This is a genomic window from Pseudoroseicyclus sp. H15, assembly GCF_054353345.1.
On sequence record NZ_JBTHJE010000001.1, the window covers coordinates 439,691 to 459,357 of the forward strand.

17 protein-coding genes are annotated in these 19,667 nt (G+C 68.7%); 5 read left to right on the forward strand and 12 right to left on the reverse strand.

Features of this window, described 5'->3' with window-relative positions; all coding sequences use genetic code 11:
- Positions 1-2 precede the first annotated feature (2 nt).
- The 4 genes from ACXN5S_RS01980 to ACXN5S_RS01995 are packed head-to-tail and all read right to left on the reverse strand — an operon-like array spanning position 3 to position 4,294.
- Positions 3-764 (reverse strand): SDR family oxidoreductase, encoded by a 762-nt coding sequence (locus ACXN5S_RS01980; RefSeq protein ID WP_458603706.1) that lies wholly within the window; start codon positions 762-764, stop codon positions 3-5.
- Between the two features lie 8 nt (positions 765-772).
- Positions 773-1,525 (reverse strand): SDR family NAD(P)-dependent oxidoreductase, encoded by a 753-nt coding sequence (locus tag ACXN5S_RS01985; protein WP_458603707.1) that lies wholly within the window; start codon positions 1,523-1,525, stop codon positions 773-775.
- 2 nt (positions 1,526-1,527) lie between these two features.
- Complete coding sequence (locus ACXN5S_RS01990; protein ID WP_458603708.1) at positions 1,528-2,649, reverse strand: alpha/beta fold hydrolase; 1,122 nt, start codon at positions 2,647-2,649, stop codon at positions 1,528-1,530.
- A 55-nt stretch (positions 2,650-2,704) separates the two neighbouring features.
- The gene (locus tag ACXN5S_RS01995; protein ID WP_458603709.1) at positions 2,705-4,294 is read right to left on the reverse strand and encodes an alkaline phosphatase family protein; all 1,590 of its coding nucleotides are present in this window, start codon (positions 4,292-4,294) and stop codon (positions 2,705-2,707) included.
- 282 nt (positions 4,295-4,576) lie between these two features.
- On the opposite strand from ACXN5S_RS01995, the gene ACXN5S_RS02000 reads away from it, so the two are divergent.
- Positions 4,577-5,026, forward strand: a complete 450-nt coding sequence (locus tag ACXN5S_RS02000; RefSeq protein WP_458603710.1) for a hypothetical protein — start codon at positions 4,577-4,579, stop codon at positions 5,024-5,026.
- Here ACXN5S_RS02000 and ACXN5S_RS02005 read toward each other — a convergent pair.
- The gene (locus ACXN5S_RS02005; RefSeq protein WP_458603711.1) at positions 5,017-5,913 is read right to left on the reverse strand and encodes a hypothetical protein; all 897 of its coding nucleotides are present in this window, start codon (positions 5,911-5,913) and stop codon (positions 5,017-5,019) included. The genes ACXN5S_RS02000 and ACXN5S_RS02005 overlap by 10 nt on opposite strands.
- A complete protein-coding gene (locus ACXN5S_RS02010) occupies positions 5,910-6,914 on the reverse strand; it encodes a CE1 family esterase (RefSeq protein WP_458603712.1) in 1,005 nt (334 codons plus the stop codon). Before ACXN5S_RS02010 ends, ACXN5S_RS02005 begins: the two co-directional genes overlap by 4 nt.
- Positions 6,915-7,096: 182 nt before the next feature.
- Between ACXN5S_RS02010 and ACXN5S_RS02015 the strand changes: the two genes are divergently transcribed.
- Together ACXN5S_RS02015 and ACXN5S_RS02020 are read left to right on the forward strand one after the other, a co-directional pair.
- On the forward strand, positions 7,097-7,996 hold the full coding sequence (locus ACXN5S_RS02015) for a sulfotransferase family protein (protein ID WP_458603713.1): 900 nt from the start codon (positions 7,097-7,099) through the stop codon (positions 7,994-7,996).
- Complete coding sequence (locus tag ACXN5S_RS02020; RefSeq protein WP_458603714.1) at positions 7,989-9,374, forward strand: hypothetical protein; 1,386 nt, start codon at positions 7,989-7,991, stop codon at positions 9,372-9,374. Before ACXN5S_RS02015 ends, ACXN5S_RS02020 begins: the two co-directional genes overlap by 8 nt.
- Positions 9,375-9,404: 30 nt before the next feature.
- Here ACXN5S_RS02020 and lpxK read toward each other — a convergent pair whose 3' ends face one another.
- The 6 genes from lpxK to ACXN5S_RS02050 form a co-directional block, all read right to left on the reverse strand.
- Positions 9,405-10,391, reverse strand: a complete 987-nt coding sequence (lpxK, locus tag ACXN5S_RS02025) for a tetraacyldisaccharide 4'-kinase (protein WP_458603715.1) — start codon at positions 10,389-10,391, stop codon at positions 9,405-9,407.
- Between the two features lie 4 nt (positions 10,392-10,395).
- Positions 10,396-11,604, reverse strand: coding sequence for a 3-deoxy-D-manno-octulosonic acid transferase (locus tag ACXN5S_RS02030; protein WP_458604070.1), 1,209 nt, complete (start codon positions 11,602-11,604; stop codon positions 10,396-10,398).
- The gene (locus ACXN5S_RS02035) at positions 11,601-11,846 is read right to left on the reverse strand and encodes a DUF4170 domain-containing protein (RefSeq protein WP_458603716.1); all 246 of its coding nucleotides are present in this window, start codon (positions 11,844-11,846) and stop codon (positions 11,601-11,603) included. Before ACXN5S_RS02035 ends, ACXN5S_RS02030 begins: the two co-directional genes overlap by 4 nt.
- 82 nt (positions 11,847-11,928) lie before the next feature.
- Positions 11,929-13,281 carry a TldD/PmbA family protein gene (locus tag ACXN5S_RS02040; RefSeq protein WP_458603717.1) on the reverse strand — a complete coding sequence of 451 codons (1,353 nt, stop codon included), beginning with the start codon at positions 13,279-13,281 and terminating at the stop codon, positions 11,929-11,931.
- Complete coding sequence (locus tag ACXN5S_RS02045; protein ID WP_458603718.1) at positions 13,278-14,846, reverse strand: DUF2125 domain-containing protein; 1,569 nt, start codon at positions 14,844-14,846, stop codon at positions 13,278-13,280. The genes ACXN5S_RS02040 and ACXN5S_RS02045 overlap by 4 nt, the downstream gene beginning before the upstream one ends.
- An 84-nt stretch (positions 14,847-14,930) precedes the next feature.
- Positions 14,931-16,439, reverse strand: coding sequence for a DUF2125 domain-containing protein (locus tag ACXN5S_RS02050; RefSeq protein WP_458603719.1), 1,509 nt, complete (start codon positions 16,437-16,439; stop codon positions 14,931-14,933).
- 134 nt (positions 16,440-16,573) lie between these two features.
- Between ACXN5S_RS02050 and ACXN5S_RS02055 the strand changes: the two genes are divergently transcribed.
- Positions 16,574-17,326 (forward strand): SDR family oxidoreductase, encoded by a 753-nt coding sequence (locus ACXN5S_RS02055; protein ID WP_458603720.1) that lies wholly within the window; start codon positions 16,574-16,576, stop codon positions 17,324-17,326.
- A 252-nt stretch (positions 17,327-17,578) separates the two neighbouring features.
- A complete protein-coding gene (locus tag ACXN5S_RS02060) occupies positions 17,579-19,570 on the forward strand; it encodes an oxidoreductase (RefSeq protein ID WP_458603721.1) in 1,992 nt (663 codons plus the stop codon).
- Positions 19,571-19,667: the final 97 nt, after the last annotated feature.

Genomic DNA, 19,667 nt, shown 5'->3' on the forward strand with positions numbered 1-19,667 from the left:
GCTCAGCCCTTGCCGCGCTTGCGGCGCTGCGGGATGGGCGCGACGACGGGGTTCACCAGATAGGCGTCGCGTGGCAGCTCGAGCAGGTAGGTGATGAAGGCGCCCACGTTGTCGGGCGTCAGCATGGCGCGGGGCTTGAGCGCGGCGGTGCCCGACTGGTCCCACAGGCCGGTATCGACGGCATCGGGCAGCAGCGTCTGCACCCGCACCCCCTCGCGCTGCACCTCTTCGGCGAGGCTTTCCGACAGGCCGATGATGGCAAACTTGCTGGCGGAATAGGCGCTGTCGAAGGCGCGGCCCTGCTTGCCGGAGACCGAGGAGATGTTGACGATGTCGCCCCGCTTCGCCGCCAGCATCGGCCCCAGCACGGCGCGGTTGGCGAGGAAGGTGCCGGTGAGATTGACGTCGATCACCTTCTTGAAGTCGGCGAAGGGCATGGTGGCGAGCGTCTTCATGCCCTCGCCGGCCCGAAGGATGCCGGCGGCGGCGATGAGCGCGTCGATGCCGCCATAGGCCTCGACGCAGGTCTCTGCCATGCGGGCCATGTCATCCTCGCTGGTGCAATCGGCGGCGCAGACCTTCGCCTCACCCGGCCCGGCATTGATCTCTTCAGCCAGCGCGCCGAGTTTCTCTTCGCTGAGGTCCACCAGCAGCAGCCGGGCGCCCTTGGCGGCGACGGCGCGGGCGGCGGCGGCGCCGATGCCCCCGGCGGCGCCCGTCACGATAATGGCGCGGCCGGCCAGGCCTTCGGTCGTCTCGGTCATTGCATTCCTCATGCGCGGGCCAGGCCCGCCTTCCTCTTTTGCGGCACGGGCAGCAGATACGGGTCGGGCACTGCCATCTCGCGGCCAAGCTCGATGAGCCCGATCAGCGCGGCGGCGAAGCTCTCCACGCTCATCTTGCCGCCATAGGGGCCGTCGAGCATCGTGTCGGCGATCAGCGGCGTGTCGATGGAGCCGGGGAAGACCGCGCGCACATTGATGCCCTCCGGCCCCAGCTCTTCCGCCATCTGACGGCTGAGATCGGCGATGGCGAATTTCGTGGCGCAATAGGCCGGGGCAAGCGGTGTACCACGCAGGCCCTTGGGCGTGGTCGAGGATGACATATTGACGATCTCCCCCTCGCCCGCCGCCAGCATGGTGGGCAGCACGGCCTGATTGGCGAGGACGACGCCAAAGAGGTTCACGTCGATCTGCGCCTGCCACTCGGCGAGGGAGAGATCCTTGGTTCGGGGCGGAAAGCCGGAGGTCTTCATCACGGCGGAGGCGACGCACAGATCGGCCCGACCGCGCGCTTCCACGGCGGTCTTGAGCTGCGCCATCTGCTCTTCCGATCCGACGTCGAGCTGCAGCAGCTCGTGATCGGCGCCGCCGGCAGCGGCCAGCTCGTCCTTCAGCGAGGCAAGCCGCCCCTCATCTCGCCCGACGCCAATGATCGAAGACCCCCGCCGCGCCAGCTCCAGCGCCATGGCGCGCCCGATCCCGCTGGTTGCGCCCGTGACGACGCTGACGCGGCCTTGCCACATGCTCAGGCGTCTCTGCGCAGGGCTGCGGCGGCGGCCAGCGCCGCGCGGCGGCCGCGGGCGCCCGGCATGTGCATGCGCGCGGCCAGGCGGCGGCGGTCATAGCTTGGGGGTGGGTCCTCTGCCTCGACCCCGGCCAGGAACATGCGCAAGGTTCGGGCAAAGAAGCGCGGCTTCACGATGGGGAAGAAATGCCCGGCGCCGGGCACGATCACCCGGCGGGCCTGGGGCAGCAGCTCCAAGAGCTTGTCGGAGGTCGGCAGGCAATGCGTCGTCTCGCCGTACATCAGCAGCACCGGCATCGTCAGCGCCGTGAAGCGTTCGGGGCGGATGACCGTTTCATCGTGAAAGTCGTGCTTGGCCGAGGTCGCCTCGAGCAGCTTGTTCCACTTGGCGGCGCTGCGCGTGCCCATCTGCCGGCTGCGCAGGTTGATGCCGCCCGGCGCCCGGGGCCCGGCCTCGGCCATACGCGCGCCGTTCGCGACGGGGCCGCCGTTCGCCGCCGCCGACATCGCCTCGGCCCGGCGCACAGGGCCACCGGCCGCGCGGGCCATGCGGGGGCCGTTGCGGGGCAGGGGGCCTTCGCCGGCAAGGGCAGAGCCGCCGCGCGGCCCAAGCTCGGCCAGCAGCGAGAAATCGATCTCGCGATCCTCATCGGGAAAGGTGGTCACCCCCTGCGCGATGAGATCGGCCTTCCAGCGGGGCCAATGCGGCCATTCGCCAAGCCGCATCGGCTTTTGCAGAAAGGAGATCTGGGTGTCGGCCAGTGTCAGGCTCGCCACCCGCTCGGGATGGTCGAGCGCGAAGGTCAGCGCCACGCGGGCGCCGTGGCTGTGGCCAACGATATGCACCTTCTCGGCGCCGAGGCTGTCGAGCAAACAGTTGAGATCGCCGGCGAGCTGATCCAGCCGGTAACCCGCCACCGGCATGCCGCTGCTGCCGTGGCCCTTGAGGTCATGCATGATGAGCGGGCGTTCTTCGCCGAGGTGGCGCACGGCGCCGAGCCGCCAGAAGGCAAGGTTGGCGCCAAGGCCGTGGATCAGGGCAACGGGGGTCGTCCCCGCTTTTATATCGGGGCCGGACAATACGTAATTGATGGTGTGGTCTGCCAAATCTAATTGCGGCATCACCCAGACTCCCGAACGCCCGCGCCATCAATTGCGCGCGGGCCCTACCTTTACGTCAATCCATATACCCCAGTTTCTTCATCTGGCGCAGTAAGGCTTCCCTGTCTTCCTCAGACGGCTGATCGGCCCCCGACCCTTCGCTTTCGCCGCCCGGCGCGTGGGTGCTGCCGCCTTTTACGGCGGTAATGCCCGACTCGAGGGCTTCCACCGGAACGCGGCCTTCCAGGTTTCGCGGCACCTGCAGGCCCAGCAGCGTGAGCATGAGCGGCGTGATGTCGAGCAGGTCGAGCGCGTCGATCTGCTCGCCCTTGCGGAAGGCCGGCCCGTGGCCGACGAAGATGCCCGCCGGCCGGTGCGTGCCCTCGGCCAGCTCACGCTGCACGACGATCTCGTCGGAATTGAGGATCGAGACGAAGCCACCGTCGCGCAGGGTGAGCGTGATGTCGGGGCAGGGCTCGACAAAGGGTGTGCCGCGCGCCTTGTTCAACTCGGCCCGCACGAATACCTGCTCGCCGCTCACCGGGTCGCGCCAGTCGAGCAGCTCTTTCTGCAGCTTCAGCACGGTCTCAAGGTAATTGTCGGGCGTCACGCCGATGCCGTTGCCGGTGTCGGGCTTGAGGAAGATCGCGTTCGACGAGGGCGTGGGCGAGAAGGCCGCCGTATTGCGCCAGTCGACCATGCCGAGATGGTCTTTCAGCTTGTCGGCGGTCAGCTTGTTGCCGCTGTCGGCCTCGGCGGCGGAGGACCACTTGAGATAGCCCTTCCGCGCCAGCCACTCGTTGACGTAGACGACCTCGGTCGTCGAGCCGAAGCCGTGGTCGGACGTAATGATCACGTTCGTCTCGGGGCCTGCCGCTTCCACCATCCGGCGAATGTTATCATCCATCCGCCTGTAGAAATCCTTGCACAGCGCGGTGATCTTGTCGGTCTCTTCGCCCGGTTCGCCGGCGTAACATTCGGGGTCGAGGTAGCGCCAGAACAGGTGTTGGATCTTGTCGGGCCCGTCGAGCACCACGCAGGTCAGCTCGGTCGGGTCGTCCGTCATCATGTTGACGGTCACCGTCGTCCAGGCCGCGTCGCGCTTGTTCTGCAGGTCGATCCAGGCCTCGCGCTCGTCGGCCTCGATGCCCTGCACGACTTTCTTCTCCTCGCTGTGGTCCATCGCGAGGTGCTTCCAGTCGTATTCGCCACTGGCTTTCAGCTTGTCGAAGAGCCCGGGTGACATGGCCTGGCGCAGATGCTTCCACGGCACGAAGCCGGCGGCGACATGGCCGTTCACATTCTTGGGCGGCGGGTAGTAGCCGAAGAAGTTCAGCGCGGTCGCCCGCATGTCCTGCCGGCTGACCATGGCGAAAATGCTCTCGGCATGATTGTCGCGCCGGTCGTTGACGTTCATGTAGACCGAACCGTCATCGAGAAAGACGGGGCGCAGGAAGTCGTAGATCCCGTGCGCCTCGGGGCTGACGCCCGTGGTCATCGATGTCCAGGCAGGGGGAGTGAGCGGGTTGCGCGTGCTCATCAGATGGGCGGCGGTGCCGCCGCGGATGAGGCTGGTCAGGAAGGGCAGGTAACCTTCTTGTGAGAGCGGCCGGAGCAGTGTGAACGTCGCTCCATCGAGGCCGATCATCAAAACGCGTTTGGTCACGAGCAGCCTCGCTAAATCGTTCAGAATAATAGGCAAGCACCAGCCGTTCGAAATATGAACGCCCACCCAGCTCGCCGGCAGCACTTAGCAGTCGCGGCATTTTCAGGCAACCCGCCGTGGGGTAAAGCCGCGGCTCTTGGCGTAGAATTCACCGGTGTAGCGCAGGCTCTCAAGGCGCGTATTCCCCCCCTTGACGGGGGATCGGCTCGGCCCGCCGCGGGCACTGGCTTGTTCTTGGCGGGGGTGTCCACTACGTCTTCTGATGCAAGAGAAGGTAGAACCATGAGCGAGCAGGCGGAGGGCCGGCCGGAAGTGACGGCAGAGCCTGTCTCTGGCGGCGGCAAGGTGGATGACGAGCTTCGTCACACGCTCGGCCGGGCCCTGCGCGATCAGGCGCAGCGTCAGGAGCGGCTGCGCCATGTTCAGGAATTTCTCTCCGCCCCCACCTTTCTCGACCTCAGCCAGCTTGGCGCCGATTACAGCGATCCGCCCGAGGCGCTGGAAGAGCGCTGGCGCGATCTCGACTACCGCGTGACGGTGCTGCGTTCGCTGCTTGGGATGATGGAGGAAGAGCGCGAGATGCTGGGCAAGCTGCTTGAAAGAGACGCGGCTCCGGGCACCGAAAGCGCCACCGATGTGAGCGCCGCCTTCGAAGATGCGGGCGACGACGCGGTCGCGCTGGGCGGTGACAGCCCGCTCACCCGTGCGACAAAGAGCCGCTCTCAGCCGTAACCCTGCGCTGCCGCGATATTGCGCAGATCGTCGGGCAGCCCGATCCCGTTGGGCTGAGCCGAGGGACTATCGAGACTCAGTTCGCGCGGCGCAAGCTGCTCCTTCAGAGCGGTCAGCGGCACGATATCGCCCGGCACATGCGCGCCGAGCGGCCCCGGCCCGGTGAAGGGCGAAGTTTCGGGATGCGACATGGCCGCCACTGCAGCCTCGTCGGCCGGCAGGCCGAGGCCTTCAGCAAGGCGCTCAAGTTCCGCCGCCGGCGATTGGGCGAGGTCTTCCACCCGGCAGGTCAGGATGTCGTCGCCCCAAAGCGCCCGGCACCCCTCCAGCCCCTCTTCCGCCGCCTGCAGCAGGGCCGGCGGGTCGGGACGAGGCGCCTCGCCGCTGCGGTCGATCGCGCCCAGCAGAAAGCCGGCGAGCCCGTTCTGCTGGCTCATCAGCCGCTCGCTGTGGTTGAGCGGATGCATCTGCAGCGCCACCAGCCGTGCCTGCGGAAAGGCCTCGTGCAGCCGCTCGCGCGCGCCTTCATCGAAGAGCGCGATGCTGGCGGAGGTGACCATGCGCCGCGGCGCGATCATCGCCTGCAGCTCCTGCGCCAGCGCCGGCATCGTCATCGCCATGCGCCGCATCAGCCAGCGCCGCGCCATCTCGACCGCCGCCATGCTCTGCTCGCCGGCGAGCAATTCGCAGAGCGCCCGCAGCAACCCGTGGCTGAGCGCGGCGCGCGGGCCGGTCAGCGAGCTCAGCCAATGGTCAACGTGAGTCGCCTCTTCGAGATGCAGCTCGGGCAGGCCCCAGCTTTCGGGCCCCTGGCCGAGCGCCGCCGCCAGGGTCGCCCCCGGCGTGCCGGCGGGCGCAAGAACAAGGATGGGCGCCGGCGCGGTCAAAGACCGTAGCGCTGGAAGAAGCCCAACATCCGGCTGGTCGCGTCGACGTCCTGACTGACGGTGCCCGACAGACGGCGCGCAGCCATGGCCGTAGCGCCCGGCCAGTTGTGGCCGCCGCCCTCGATGGTGACGAAGGTCAGGTTTGCGCCGCCGGAGCAGTCGTAGCGCGTCACCTCGGCCGTGGTGCCGTCGTTGGTGGTGTCGGGCAGCTGCTCTGTCCGGCCGCTGCCGCAGCTGTTCTGGCGCGCCCAGAAGTCCTGCGTCTGCTGGGCGGAGTAGACGGTGCCGCCAACGCCCACGCCCAGCATCGGCATGCTGGCGATTTCGCCGCCCTCGTAGGGCATCAGCCGGTCGCCCGTGCCCATGAAGAAGATCATCGGCACCGGAGCCGCGGGCCGGCAGCGCTCGGCCAGATCGGCGGGCATGGTGGCGGCGATTACCGCGAAGGCGGCAAAGGTGCCGCTCGCCTCGCAGGCCAGCCGCTCGGTGAACAGGCCACCGTTCGAGGCGCCCGCCGCAAAGGCGCGCGAGGGGTCGACACCGAAGCGCGACACGGCGTCGGACAGCACGGCAAGCGCGAAGCCCACATCGTCGCGCCCGTTCGCCGTCTCGTTGCGGCCGTCGTTCCACTGGCTGTTGCCCGAGCTGGGGAAGAGCGCCACGAAATTGCGACCGGCGCCGGAGCCGCCCAGGCCCGAGGCTGCCGCCGCATCGGTCGGGTCGCCCTCGCCGCCGTGGAACACCATGACAACCGGCAGCCCGTTGCCGCCGCCCGGAGGCACAGAGGCGTAATAGCTGCGCTCCTGCCCGCCGTGGCTGATGTTGATGAGCTGCATGCCGCTTTCGGCCTGAACATTGGCCTCGTCGCCGCCCCTCAGCCTGTCACGGATGGCCTCGCGAATCGGCCCGTCGCCCTGCCCCTGTGAGCAGGCAGCTCCCGCAAGCAGGGCCAGAAGTGCCGAGAGAACGGCTATCCGGCGGCCGGTGAACATCGTCGACATCTGCCCTGTCCTTTCGGCTGAGCGGCCAGAGCGCCGCAGGGGAAACCTAGGGCTGGCCCTTGAGGCTGGCAAGCGCGCGCCGCGATGCGCCAAGGTTGCTATGATGCAGCGCCGCGGCTAAGTCTTTTGCAGACTTGGCCGATTAGCCAGGCTCTGCTCATTTGTAAGCTGAGATTTTCAAAATGCCCGATCCCCTCTTCATCATTGCCCCGGGGCGATCCTATACCTCGCTGGTCGGCGGCATGATCGGCCAGCATCCCGATATCTACGGCCTGCCAGAGGTGAACCTCTCCGCCGTCGACACGATGGGCCAGCTTCTGCAGCGCCTGCAGGGACCTTTCGATTTCGGTCTCGCCGGCCTCCTTCGCCTGCTGGCCGAGCTGCACAGCGGCAACCAGACCGAGGAATCGGTGGTCGAGGCCCGGCAATGGCTGTCGGAGCGGCGGCACTGGACGACCCGGCAGATGTGGGAGCATCTGCAGGAGCAGATCGGCGACAAGATCATGCTCGAGAAGAGCCCGCTCAACAACTTCCGCATCGAGCATCTGAACAACCTGCTCGAGGTCTTTCCCAACGCCAGCTTCCTGCATCTGACGCGTCATCCGGGCACGGCCGGCAAAAGCTCGATGGCGCTGCGCGAGCAGCTGCGGGGCGAGCATGGCGGCGGCCAGCCGCAGAAGACCCGCTCGATGGACCCGGAGCAGGGCTGGCTGCGCGCCCAGAAGAACATCATGGAATTCTGGCACCAGCTTTCGGTGGGCCAGTACATGCGCGTGAAGGCCGAGATGCTGCTGCGCGATCCGCAGTTCTATCTTGGCCAGATCTGCGAGTGGCTCGGCATCCGCACCGATGCCGAGGCGATCGAGGCGATGCTGCATCCCGAGGCCTCGCCCTATGCATGCATGGGCCCGCCGAGCGCCAAGTTCGGCAATGACCCGAATTTCCTGAAGAACCCGGTGATCGATTTCGACCGGCTGAAGAAGATCAAGGAGCCGCCGCTGGAAGACGGCGCCGAATGGCGCGGCGGCGACGCCTTCGGCAAGGACACCCTGAAGCTGGCGCGCCAGTTCGGCTATGCGTGAGGCCGCGATGAAGGACGAGCAGACCAACCCCTTCCACTTCGTCGGCCGCGCCGGCCTTGGCAAACCCGATGCCACGCTGGCCCACGCCATGTGCTGGTTCGAGGGCAAGTTCTACCTCGGGACCACCACGCCCAAGTGCAACGGCCCCGAGGATCGCGCCCGCATCCTCACTCACAACACCGAGACCGGCGAGTGGGATGTGCTGTTCGAGTCGCCCCTGCTGGAGGCGACCGAGGAGTGCCAGAAGCGCGTCGCCGCCCGGTCTGGCGAGATGGGCAAGCGCATGGCGCCGCCGGAGGCTATCGCCCGCGAGTTCGGTGTGCGCTCGATGGCCGTCTTTCAGGGCAAGAGCGACCCCAAGCCCTGCCTCTACGCCGGCGTCATGTCTGTCTGGGGCGGGCTGGTGCTGCGCAGCGAGGATGGCAAGACCTTCGAGCCGGTCACCGAGCCGGGCATCGACAACGATACCTACCTGTCGTTCCGGGGGCTGACGCCCTTCAACGGCAAGCTCTTCACCTCGCCCGCCGGCACCACCAGCGCCGAGTATGCCGATCTCAACTACGTGCCGAATTCACTCGTCTATGTCTCCGACGATCCGGCATCGAAGGAGTGGCAGCTCGCCAGCACCGAGGGCTTCGGCGACGAGACCAACTCCGCCGTCTTCTCGCTCTGCGCCGCGCATGGCTGGCTCTATGCCGGCACTGCCAACGAGAAGACCGGCTTCCAGCTCTACCGCACCCGGGCCGAGGGCGAGGCGCCCTATACTTGGGAAAAGGTGCTCGACCGGGGCGCCTGGCGCTATCATTTCAACCTCTCGACCTCGGCGATGTGCGAGTTCGGCGGCGATCTCTATGTGGGCTCCGGCATCTCGGGCCTCGGCTATGACCGTGAGCACGATATCGGCCCCTGCGCCGGCGAGCTGATGCGGGTGTATGAGGACGGCACCTGGGATCTGATCTTCGGCGAGCCGCGCATCACGCCCGACGGGCTGAAGATCCCGCTCTCCGGCTACGGGCCGGGGATGAACGATCCCTACAACTCGGTGATCTGGTCGATGGCCGAGCACAACGGCCGGCTCTATTTCGGCACCCACCAATGGGAGCCGTTCGACTACGCGATCAACGGCGGCGGCAAGCCGCTGCAGGGCGGCTACCAGCTCTGGTCGAGTGCCGACGGCATCGACTGGCGGCAGGACATCGACGCCGGCTTCGGCTCGGTCACCTCGACGGGCCTGCGGACGCTGCAGTCGACGCCGAGGGGGCTGTATGTGGGCACCTGCGTCCACACGAAGCTGATCGCCTTCCAGGCGAAGCGGCATTCGGGCATCGAGGACATCAACCACCCGTCGTGCGGGTTCGATGTGCTTTTGGGGCATTGAGATAGGCGGGCGGGGTCAACCCCGCCACCCTCAGAGCCCGAGCCGACCCAGCGCCGCATGCACCTCCGCCCAGTCCTGCATCCGCAGCCGCACCGGCAGCGTCAGTACCTTCGCGCGCATCTCGGGCGGCAGGCGCACGGCGTCTTTCTCTGTCGTCACGAGCTGCGCCGTCACGGCCTTGGCCTGCGCCTCCAGCCGCTGCAGCAGCGCCGGGGTGAACGGCTGGTGATCGTCCAGCGCGACCGTCTCCACCAGATCCGTCCCGAGCGCGCGCAAGGTGGCGAAGAACTTCTCCGGATGCCCGATTCCCGCGAAGGCCAGCGCGCGGATGCCGGGCCAGGGCATGCCCGTCGGCAGCGGCTCCAGCGCGCCCCTCACCCGCGGCACTTCGCCCGGCAGGGGCCAGCGCGCGGCGAAGGCCACCTGCGCCTCCTCCGGCCCGATGGTCACCAGCAGATCGGCCCGGGCGAGGCCAGCCGCCACGGGCTCGCGCAGCGGACCCGCCGGGATGCAGCGCCCGTTGCCGAAGCCCAGCCCGGCATCGGCCACCACGATGGCGAGGTCCTGCACGACCGAGGGGTTCTGGAAGCCGTCATCCATCAGGATCACATCGGCCCCCGCCGCCTCGGCCAGCTTCGCGGCCTCCGCCCTGTCCCTCGCGATATGCGTGGGGAGGAAGGCGGAGAGGAGGAGCGGCTCGTCGCCCACCTCCGCCGCGCTCTGGCCGGCCACTGTCAACGGCCCGGCCTCGCTGCCGCCATGGCCGCGCGAGATGGCGTGAGGCCGGTGCCCCCGGGCGATCAGCCGCTCGGCCAGGGCAATGAGCGTCGGCGTCTTGCCGGTGCCACCGGCGGAGAGGTTGCCGATGCAGATCACCGGCACGCTGGCGCGGTAGCCCGGCCCGCCCCTCAGCCGCCGCGCCGTCGCCGCGGCATAAGCCCGGCCGAGCGGGGCGAGGGCCCTCGCCTGCCAGCCGGGATGCTTCGGCGGGTTCTGCCAATACGCGGGCAGTCGCATCGGCTCAGCCCTCCCCTTCGGCGGGCAGCACCGCCATCAGCCGCTCGGCCAGGCGGTCGAGCGCTTCGGCCCCCTGCGAGGTGACCGACCAGGCGGCATGGGCCATCATCGCTGCCTTGTCGGGCATCAGCAGCGTCTCGACCATGGCGCCTAGATCCTCCCCCGAGGTCACCACCCGGCTGGCGCCGGCGCGGGCGAGGCGGCGGTAGGCGCTGTCATGCGGCTCGGTGCGGATACCGTGCAGCACCGCAGAGCCCATCGCCGCCGGCTCGAACGGGTGGCGCCCGCCGCCGCGGCTCATCGTGCCGCCAAGATAGGTGAGCGCGGCCATGCGGTACCACAGGCCAAGATCGGACACCCCGTCTGCGAGGCAGACCTCTGTCGTCTCGCCCGGCTCTTCGCCCGCCGCCCTGTCGGCGACGCTCAGGCCTTCGGCGCGGAAGGCGCGGGCGAAGGCGGGGGCATCGCCCGGGTCTGCGGGCACGATGGCCAGCAGCAGCCGGTGGGTGGCGCGGGTGGCGCGGCGCTGCGCCTGCACCAGCGCCTGCAATTCGCCGAGCGGCGCCTCGGCGGCCAGCCAGGCGGGGCGGGGGCCGATGGCCTCTGACACTTCCTCCAGCTCGGCGCGGCTGCAGGGCAGGATGGGCGGGCTGGGCACCAGGGCGCCAACGGGATGCGCTTCTCTGGCGCCGGCGCGCAGCAGATCGGCAACCTGCCCGCGCTCTTCAGTGAGCACCATGTCGAACAGCGACAGGATGGCGCGTGACAGGCCCGGCAGCCAGCGCCGCCGCCCGCCGGCAAGCCTGGCCCCGGCAGGTACCAGCAGCGCCGGCACACCCGCCTGAGACACGGCGGACAAAAGGGCAGGGCGGCCGGGCGGGCCGAACCAGACCAGCGCGCCCGGGCGCCAGCTTTCCACCAGGGCTCGGCCCGCAGCGGCATTATCGGCGGGAGCGGGCCGCGAGATCCCGGCGGCGCTCGACGTCTCGCCCGTGATCAGCAGTGCCGGCGCGCCGGGCCGCTGCGCCAGATGCGCGGCAAAGGCGCCGAGCGCCTCGCCGGCCTCTGCCCCTTCGGCATGCAGCCAGACCAGAGGGCCCTCGGGCCGCTCCGCCGGCTCGGCGGCTGCTTCACCCGCCCGGTCGGGCCGGGCAGGGCGCAGGGCCAGATAGGCCCGCAGCGACAGAGGGGGTTTGGCCGGCAGGGCGGTCAGCCCAGCTCCTCGGTGGGCGAGACGGCGTTCTCTTCGTCGCGCAGGCGGTGGATATGGGCGATGTAGTAGCGCATGTGGGCGTTATCGACCGTGCGCTGAGCCTCGCCCTTCCAGGCGTTGTAGGCGCTGGCGTAGTCGGGGAACATGCCGACGAGATGGATGTTCTCGACATCGCGGAAGACGTTTTTCTGCGGGTCGACAAGCTCGCCGCCGAAAACCAGGTGAAGACGCTGGGTGGGCATGTGGGCTCCTGTTGTTGACGCGGCATTCCTAGGCGCGGGCGGGCGGGCCGGCAAGCGCCGGTGGGCCGCCCGGCCCTATGGCTCAGGCCCCGGCGATCGATAGCCGGTCGATCAGCAGCGAGGGGATCACCCGGCTCGTATGCTCGCGCCCGTCATTTGCGGGCACGATGCGGCGCAGCATCTCGGGCAGGCTGCCCGCGATGGTGCATTCCGAGACCGGATAGGCGATCTCGCCATTCTCCACCCAGAAGCCGCTGGCGCCGCGCGAGTAATCGCCGGTGTTCGGGTTGATCGTCGAGCCGATGAGCGAGGTCACGAGCAGGCCCGTGCCCATCTGCGCGATCAGTTCGTCGCGGCTGGCATTGCCCGGCGTCAGCCGCAGGTTGCCGGCGCTGGGCGAGGGGCCCGAGCGGGCGCCGCGCACGGCGCTGGCGGTGCTCTCCAGCCCCAGCTTGCGGGCATTGGCGAGGTCGAGCAGCCAGCCCTGCAGCACGCCCTTCTCCACCAGCGCACGCTCGGCCGTGGGCAGGCCCTCGGCATCGAAGCGGCGCGACGAGGCGATGCGGGGGCGGTGCGGCTCTTCCACGAGGTCGAGGCCATCGGGCAGCACAGCCTGCCCCATCAGCCCGCGCGCCCACGAGGCGCCGCGCGCAACGGCAGAGCCATTGATGGCCTGCAGCAGGTGGCCGATCAGACTTCCCGCGATGCGCTCATCGAACAGCACCGGTGCATGGCCGGTCGGCGGCTTGCGGGGTTTCAGCCGCTTCAGCGCACGGGCGGCGGCGCGGGCGCCGATCTCTTCCGGCCCGCGCAGATCGCCGGCATGGGTGCGGGCGTCGTAATCGTAGTCGCGCTCCATCCCCAGCCCTTCGCCGGCAATGGCGGTGCAGGAGATGGCCGACATGGTATTGGCCCAGCCGCCAGAAAATCCGTTGCTCGCCGCCAGATGCAGCGTGCTGCGGCCCCAATTGGCCGAAGCCTCGGCCTGCGAGATGCCGTTCGCGGCCATGGCCGCGCCCTCCATGGCGCGGGCCGCCTCTTCCAGCGCCGCCGGGTCCGGCTCTGCCGCCGGATCGAGAAGGTCGAGCCCCGCGGCATCGCGCGCCTCGGCCAGCTGGCCGGGGTCGGCGAGGCCGGCATAGGGGTCTTCCGGCGCCTCACGGGCCATGGCGACGGCGCGCTCGGCGAGGCCGGCAAAGCCATCGGGCCGCGAGTCGGAGGCCGAGGCGATGGCGCTGCGGCGCCCCATGAAGACGCGCAGCCCCAGCTGCATGCTCTCCGACCGGCCAGCCTCTTCCAGCTTGCCGGCCCGCACGTCGATGCCGGACGAGCGCTCTTCGATCACCAGCGCATCGGCGCTCTCGGCGCCGGCCTTACGGGCGGCGTCGAGCAGCGCTTCGGCGATTTCGCCCGGCGTCGGGACGGCGCCGCTCATCGGATTTGCTGACCGTTGGCCAGGATCGTGCCGTCAGGCTTCACCTCGATATGCGAGGTCAGCGCATCTTCGCCCGCAGCCTCGGCGAACATGCCGACGCTCATGCGCACGCCCATGATCGCCTCTGCCGGGATCATGCCCGAGGAGGAGAGCGTGTTCAGCGCCGCGTTCAGCCCCGTCAGGTTGAAATCGGCCGACCCTTCCAGCGAGGGCTCGCCGAAACCAGCGATCATCTGGCTGAGGTCCACCAGGAAGCTGCCAGAGCCGGTGAGCTGGGCGCCGAGCGCCTGCACGTCGAGATTGTCGAAGGCGACCGAATTGACGTCGACCGGTAGCTCGCCCGACTCGCTGTCTTCCATCAGCCCGTTGAAATCGAGCAGGTCCTGCTTGACCGTCAGCTCCGCCGTCGCCCCCATGCCGAACGAGATCGGCTCATGCGGCAGGCTGCCGGCCGGGTCGATCATCGCCCACAGGTCTTCGCTGCCGTTCAGCTCTTCGACGCGGAAGGCGTAGCGCGCGAGCTGCGGCTCCTCAGAGGCGTTGACCGGGATGGTCAGGCCCAGGGTGCCACCGGCGAACGACACGTCGACCGGGAAGCCAAGCTCGGGCGCGCTCATGCTGAAGCTGACATCCTCGGCCTCGACATCGGCGACCAGCCCGGCGGAATCGAAGGTGAGCGTGCTCGTCTGCTGGCCGACATTCTGCGACTGGCTGACCTCGCTGCCCGAGTATTCTTCGGTCGTGATGGTTTGCGATTGCGTGCCCGTCGCCCGCGAGGTCACCTCGATGGAGAGGCCGCGGCGCAGCGCGTCGGAAAGGTTCATAAGGTCGGGCGCGCCGCCCGGCAGCGCCATGGTCACCTGCGCCCCCGCCTCTTCGACAGTGCCGACGGAGTGAATGCTGACCTCACCCGGCACGCCGAAGCTCATATCCTGAACGAGGCCGGTCATCGTGGTGTCCGATGTCACATCGACGGCGCCGCCGGTGGACGAGATCGTCGAAGTGCCGACCAGCTCGTCGTAATCGAGATACATCTCGAAGGTCGGCATCACGTCCCCCGGCATGGTGGGGTAGCCGTCTTCCTCGGCCGAAAATTCGGTGAGCACCAGCGACAGGCCAGAGCCGGTCGTCGCATAGGTCACCTCATCGGGCGTACCGCTGGCCAGGGCGCTCTGCTTGAGCGTGACATCCAGCGCGGCATGAAGGCTCAGAGTGTTGTCACCCTCGGAATAGGGGTCAGCCATGGTGGCGACGCCATCGAGGATCATGGCGAAGCTTTCCGGATAGGTCACGGTCACCGTGCCGTCGCCTTCTTCCGTCAGCTCCGGACCCGCGCTGGTGATCTCCAGCTGGCCGGCGTCTTCGGGGAACGCGTAGGAATAGGTGACCTGCCCAACACTCAGCACGTCGCCGTCACGCTGCGGGGTGGCGCTGACCTCGATCCCCAAGGCCGTGACCGAGCGCGTCATGTTCAGCCAGACATCCTCTGCCGTGACATCGGCAAAGGCCGGCAGGGCAAGGATCGAGGCCAGGGCGGTGGCTGGAGCAAGGATGGAACGGGTCATGGCAGACCTCCCGAATGTGTAGCGTGTTCAAGCATATGGCGGGCGCTGACCGCTTGGCCGCGCCCGCGCCGGTCTGGCCGCCTTCTAGCGGAGCTGCTGCCCGTTCGCCAGAACCGAGCCGTCGCCGGTGACCGTGATCGTCGATTGCAGCGAATCGTCGCCGACGGATTCCGCGAACAGCCCCAGCATCATCCGCGCGCCCATCAGCTGGTCCTGCGGGACAAGCCCCATGTCGGCCAGCTTGCCCAGCAGCGCGTTGGCGCCGTCGATGCGGAAGGTCGCCTCGCCCTCGGGCCGCGGCATCCCGTCGAAGGTGGTCAGGTCGTTGTTGTCGAAGGTGAAGTTACCGCTGCCCGAGATGGCCGCGCCGATCAGGTTCAGTGTCAGCTCGTCGAGGTTCAGCTCGTAAAGCTCGCCCGGCAGGCCGTCCTGCCCCATGCCGCCCATCTGCTCGGCCAGATCTTGGTCTAGCATGCCCGAACCCGAGAGCTTGACGATCAGCGTCGCCGGCTCATGCGGCAGCGCGCCCGAGGGATCGGCCATCGACCACAGCTCTTCGTTGAGCGTCAGCTGGTCGATGGTCAGGCCGGCGCCGAGGTCGACAGGCTCTTCGGTGGCGGCGAGCGGCATGTCGATGTTCAGCCCCAGCTCTGCCAGCGTGACGTTGATGGGGAAGGGGAATTGCGCAGTCTGCACCTGCAGTGCGATGTCGGTGCCGCTTTCGCTCAGCACGAATTCGTCGGAATTCACCGTCAGGCCGAACGAAGAGCCTCCGGCGGAATAGGCGCCGCTCGCGCTGTCGGAGCCATCGTCATAGGCGAAGACCACGGCCGACTCGCCGGCCTCGACCGACATGTCGATGCTGCCGCCCGCGGTGAGGAACATCTCCGGGTCGTCGCTCTCCATGTCCATATCCGCCGGCGTGGTGGCGGTCTGCGTCATCGCGAGATCCTGGATCTTGCCGGAGAAATTGCTGACCATCTCGCCGGGCGCGTTGATGTCGAGCATGAAGTCGATGGCATCTGCGTTGATCTCGGCGGAGCTGGTGCGCAGCTCTTCGGCGCCGCTCATGCCGGCCGTGCCGGACAGGCCCTGGATTTCCACCATTGCCTCGGCGGGCTGCACCTCGCCCTCGTCCTGCAGCTCGGTCAGCTCGATGCCGTAGCTGTCGGCGCTGAAGGTGTAGGTGATGTCCTCGGGGCTGCCCGAGGCCTGCAGGTCGAGCCCGGAATTGCTGACCTGCAGCGTCGCCCTATTGGCGGCCTCGCTGTCCATCTGCGAGAAGACCACCTCGTAGCTCTCGGGCATGGTGATGCTGACGGTGCCGTCACCGTTCTCGGCGAAGGAGATCTCGCCAATGTCCGACGACATCGCCATCTCGTCATTCTCGACCGAGACGCTGACGTTCGAGACCACCAGCGTATCGCCGTCGCGGCTGGCATCGCCCGTCATGGTCATGCCCTCGCCGTAGCTCGAAGCGGCGTCCTGCCACTGGGCCCAGACGTCCTCGCCGGTCACATCGGCAAATGCGGCGCCGCCGGCAATCATGGCGGTGAGCGAGGCGGCGGTGAAAATAAAGCGGTTAGCGGGCATGACGGATCCCCTCCCTGATTAATTCAATGGCATCACCATGACGGCCCCCTCAGGTCAGTCAAGGTCGGGAAATCTGGACCATTCCCCCTTGCCGTGCCAGCATCCTGCCGGCGTTCAGGAAAGGATATGAGGCGATGGAGCTGACGGGCAAATGCGTTGTCATCACAGGTGCGAGCCGAGGCATCGGGGCCGAGGCGGCCCGGGTTTTCGCCGCGGCCGGCGCCCGCGTCGCCCTGCTGGCGCGCAGCGATACCGAAATCGCCGAGCTCGCCGGCGAGATCGGCAGCGACAATGCTCTGGCCGTGCCCTGCGACGTCTCTCGCTCGTGGGAGGTCGACTTCGCCGTGAAAGCGGCGATCGAGGCCTTCGGGCCGCCGGCGGTGGTCATCGGCAACGCCGCCGTCGTCAGCCCGATTGCCCCCATCGCCGAGGCCGATCCCGAAGCCTGGGGCCAGGCCATCGACATCAACGTCAAGGGCCTGTTCCACACCGCCCGGGCCGTGCTGCCGGCGATGCTGGGCGCCGGCGGCGGCACCTTCCTGACGCTCTCCTCCGGCGCCGCGCACCGGGCGCTCGACCATTGGTCGGCCTATTGCACCTCGAAGGCTGCCGCCGCGATGCTGAGCGAGGCGCTGCACGTCGAATACGGCGAGCGCGGCATCCGGGCGCTGGCCCTCTCGCCGGGGACGGTCGCGACCGACATGCAGCGTCAGATCAAGGACAGCGGCATCGGCCCCGTCGCTGCGCTCGACTGGTCCGAGCACATCCCCGCCGACTGGCCGGCCCGGGCGCTGCTTTGGATGTGCAGCTCCGAGGCAGACGCCCATCTCGGCGGCGAAGTGAGCCTGCGCGACGAGAGCATCCGCTCAGCTATCGGGCTGGTCTAAGTCCGGCATCGCGGCGCAAGCTGCAGAGTGCGGGACCGGGGGCCAGCCCCCGGACCCCCGGGATTTTCGGGAGCAAAGACAGGCTCAAGAGCAAATACTGCCGCCGTTCACCGCCCCGCCTGCCCTTCATCTGGCCCAAAATACCTCGGGGGTTCGGGGGCTGGCCCCCGGCCCGCCCCCCCACGCTCGTGACGCCGCGTTGAACGTGACGCCCTCCCCGCCACGCGCCACTCTACTGCCCGGAGGAGCCCCATGACCTATCCCCATCTCTTCGCCCCGCTCGACCTCGGCCATGTCACCCTGCCGAACCGGGTGCTCATGGGCTCGATGCACACAAATCTCGAGGAAACGGGCGACTGGTCCCGCATCGCCGCCTTCTACGCGGCCCGCGCCAAGGGCGGCGCCGGGCTCATCGTCACCGGCGGCATGGCGCCCAACGACGAGGGCGGCGTCTTCAAGGGCGCCGCCGGCCTCTACAGGCCCGAGGACATCGCCAACCACCGCATCGTCACCGACGCCGTCCACGCCGAGGGCGGGCGCATCGCCATGCAGATCCTCCATGCCGGCCGCTACGCCTACAACCCGGCCTGCGTTGCCCCCTCCGCCATCAAGTCGCCGATCTCTCCCTTCCCGCCGGCCGAGCTCAACGAGGCCGGCATCGAGAAGCAGATTGCCGATATCGCCACCGCCGCCGCCCGCGCCCGCGAGGCCGGCTATGACGGCGTCGAGGTGATGGGGTCGGAGGGCTACTTCCTCAACCAGTTCCTCGCCGAGCGCACCAACCAGCGCACCGATCGCTGGGGCGGGCCCTACGAGAACCGCATGCGCCTGCCGGTCGAGGTGGTGCGCCGGGTTCGCGAGGCCGTCGGCCCCGATTTCATCCTCATCTACCGCATCTCCCTCCTCGATCTCGTCCCGGGCGGGCAGAGCTGGGAGGAGGTGCTGCGCCTCGCGAAGGCCATCGAGGCCGCCGGCGCCAGCATCCTCAACACCGGCATCGGCTGGCACGAGGCGCGGGTGCCCACCATCGCCACCTCCGTCCCCCGGGCCGCCTTCGCCTGGGTGACGAAGAAGCTGATGGGCGAGGTGGCAATTCCCCTGATCACCTCGAACCGGATCAACACGCCCGAGGTGGCGGAGCAGGTGCTGGCCGAGGGCTGCGCCGACATGGTCTCCATGGCGCGCCCCTTCCTCGCCGACGAGAACTTCGTCGCCAAGGCCAGGTCCGGCGCACCCATCGCGCCCTGCATCGCCTGCAACCAGGCCTGTCTCGACCATACCTTCATGGGCAAGACCTCCACCTGCCTCGTGAACCCCCGCGCCTGCCACGAGACCGAGCTGGTCATCGCGCCCACGAGCGCCCCCAAGACGATCGCCGTCGTCGGCGCTGGCCCTGCCGGCCTCGCCGCGGCGATCACCGCCGCCGAGCGGGGTCACCGCGTCACCCTCTGGGACAAGGCCGCCCAGATCGGCGGCCAGCTCAACCTCGCCCGTCGCATCCCCGGCAAGGAGGAGTTCCACGGCCTCGTCCACTATTACGAGGCGCGGCTCAAAGAGCTGCCCATCACTCTCCGCCTGAACGCCGCGCCCTCCGAGGCGGACCTGCGAGGGTCCGACGAGGTGATCCTCGCCACCGGCGTCCGCCCCCGCGACCCCGCCATCCCGGGCCAGGACGCGCCCCATGTCCTCTCCTACATCGACGTCCTTCACGGCGCCCCCGTCGGCCCGCGGGTGGTGGTCATCGGCGCCGGCGGCATCGGCTTCGACGTCTCCGAGTTCCTCGTGACCTCCGAGAGCCCCACCCTGCACCCTCAGGACTGGCTCGCCGAATGGGGCATCACCGACCCGGCGCTCCACCCCGGCGGCCTCTCTCCCGCCGGCCCTCAGCCGCCCAAGCCCGCGCACCAGGTCACCCTGCTCCAGCGGAAGGCCGAAAAGCCCGGCAAGCGGCTCGGCAAGACCACCGGCTGGATCCATCGCGCCGGCCTCGCCATGCGCGGCGTCACCATGCTCGGCGGCGTCACCTACGAGCGCATCACGCCCGAGGGCCTGCACATCACCACCTCCGACGGCCCCCGCCTCATCGAGGCCGACACCATCGTCCTCTGCGCCGGGCAGGAGCCCGAACGCTCTCTCGCCGAGGCCCACCCCCGCGCCCACCTCATCGGCGGCGCCGATGTGGCGGCGGAGCTCGATGCCAAGCGCGCCATCGACCAGGGCACCCGGCTCGCCGCGCGGCTGTAACCAAGCCACACCGTTGCCCTCAATCCACGGCGCCGGGAACAACTTTCCCGCCGCCGGCGTCGTTTCTGCACATGGGCCGATCCCGGACATTCCCCGA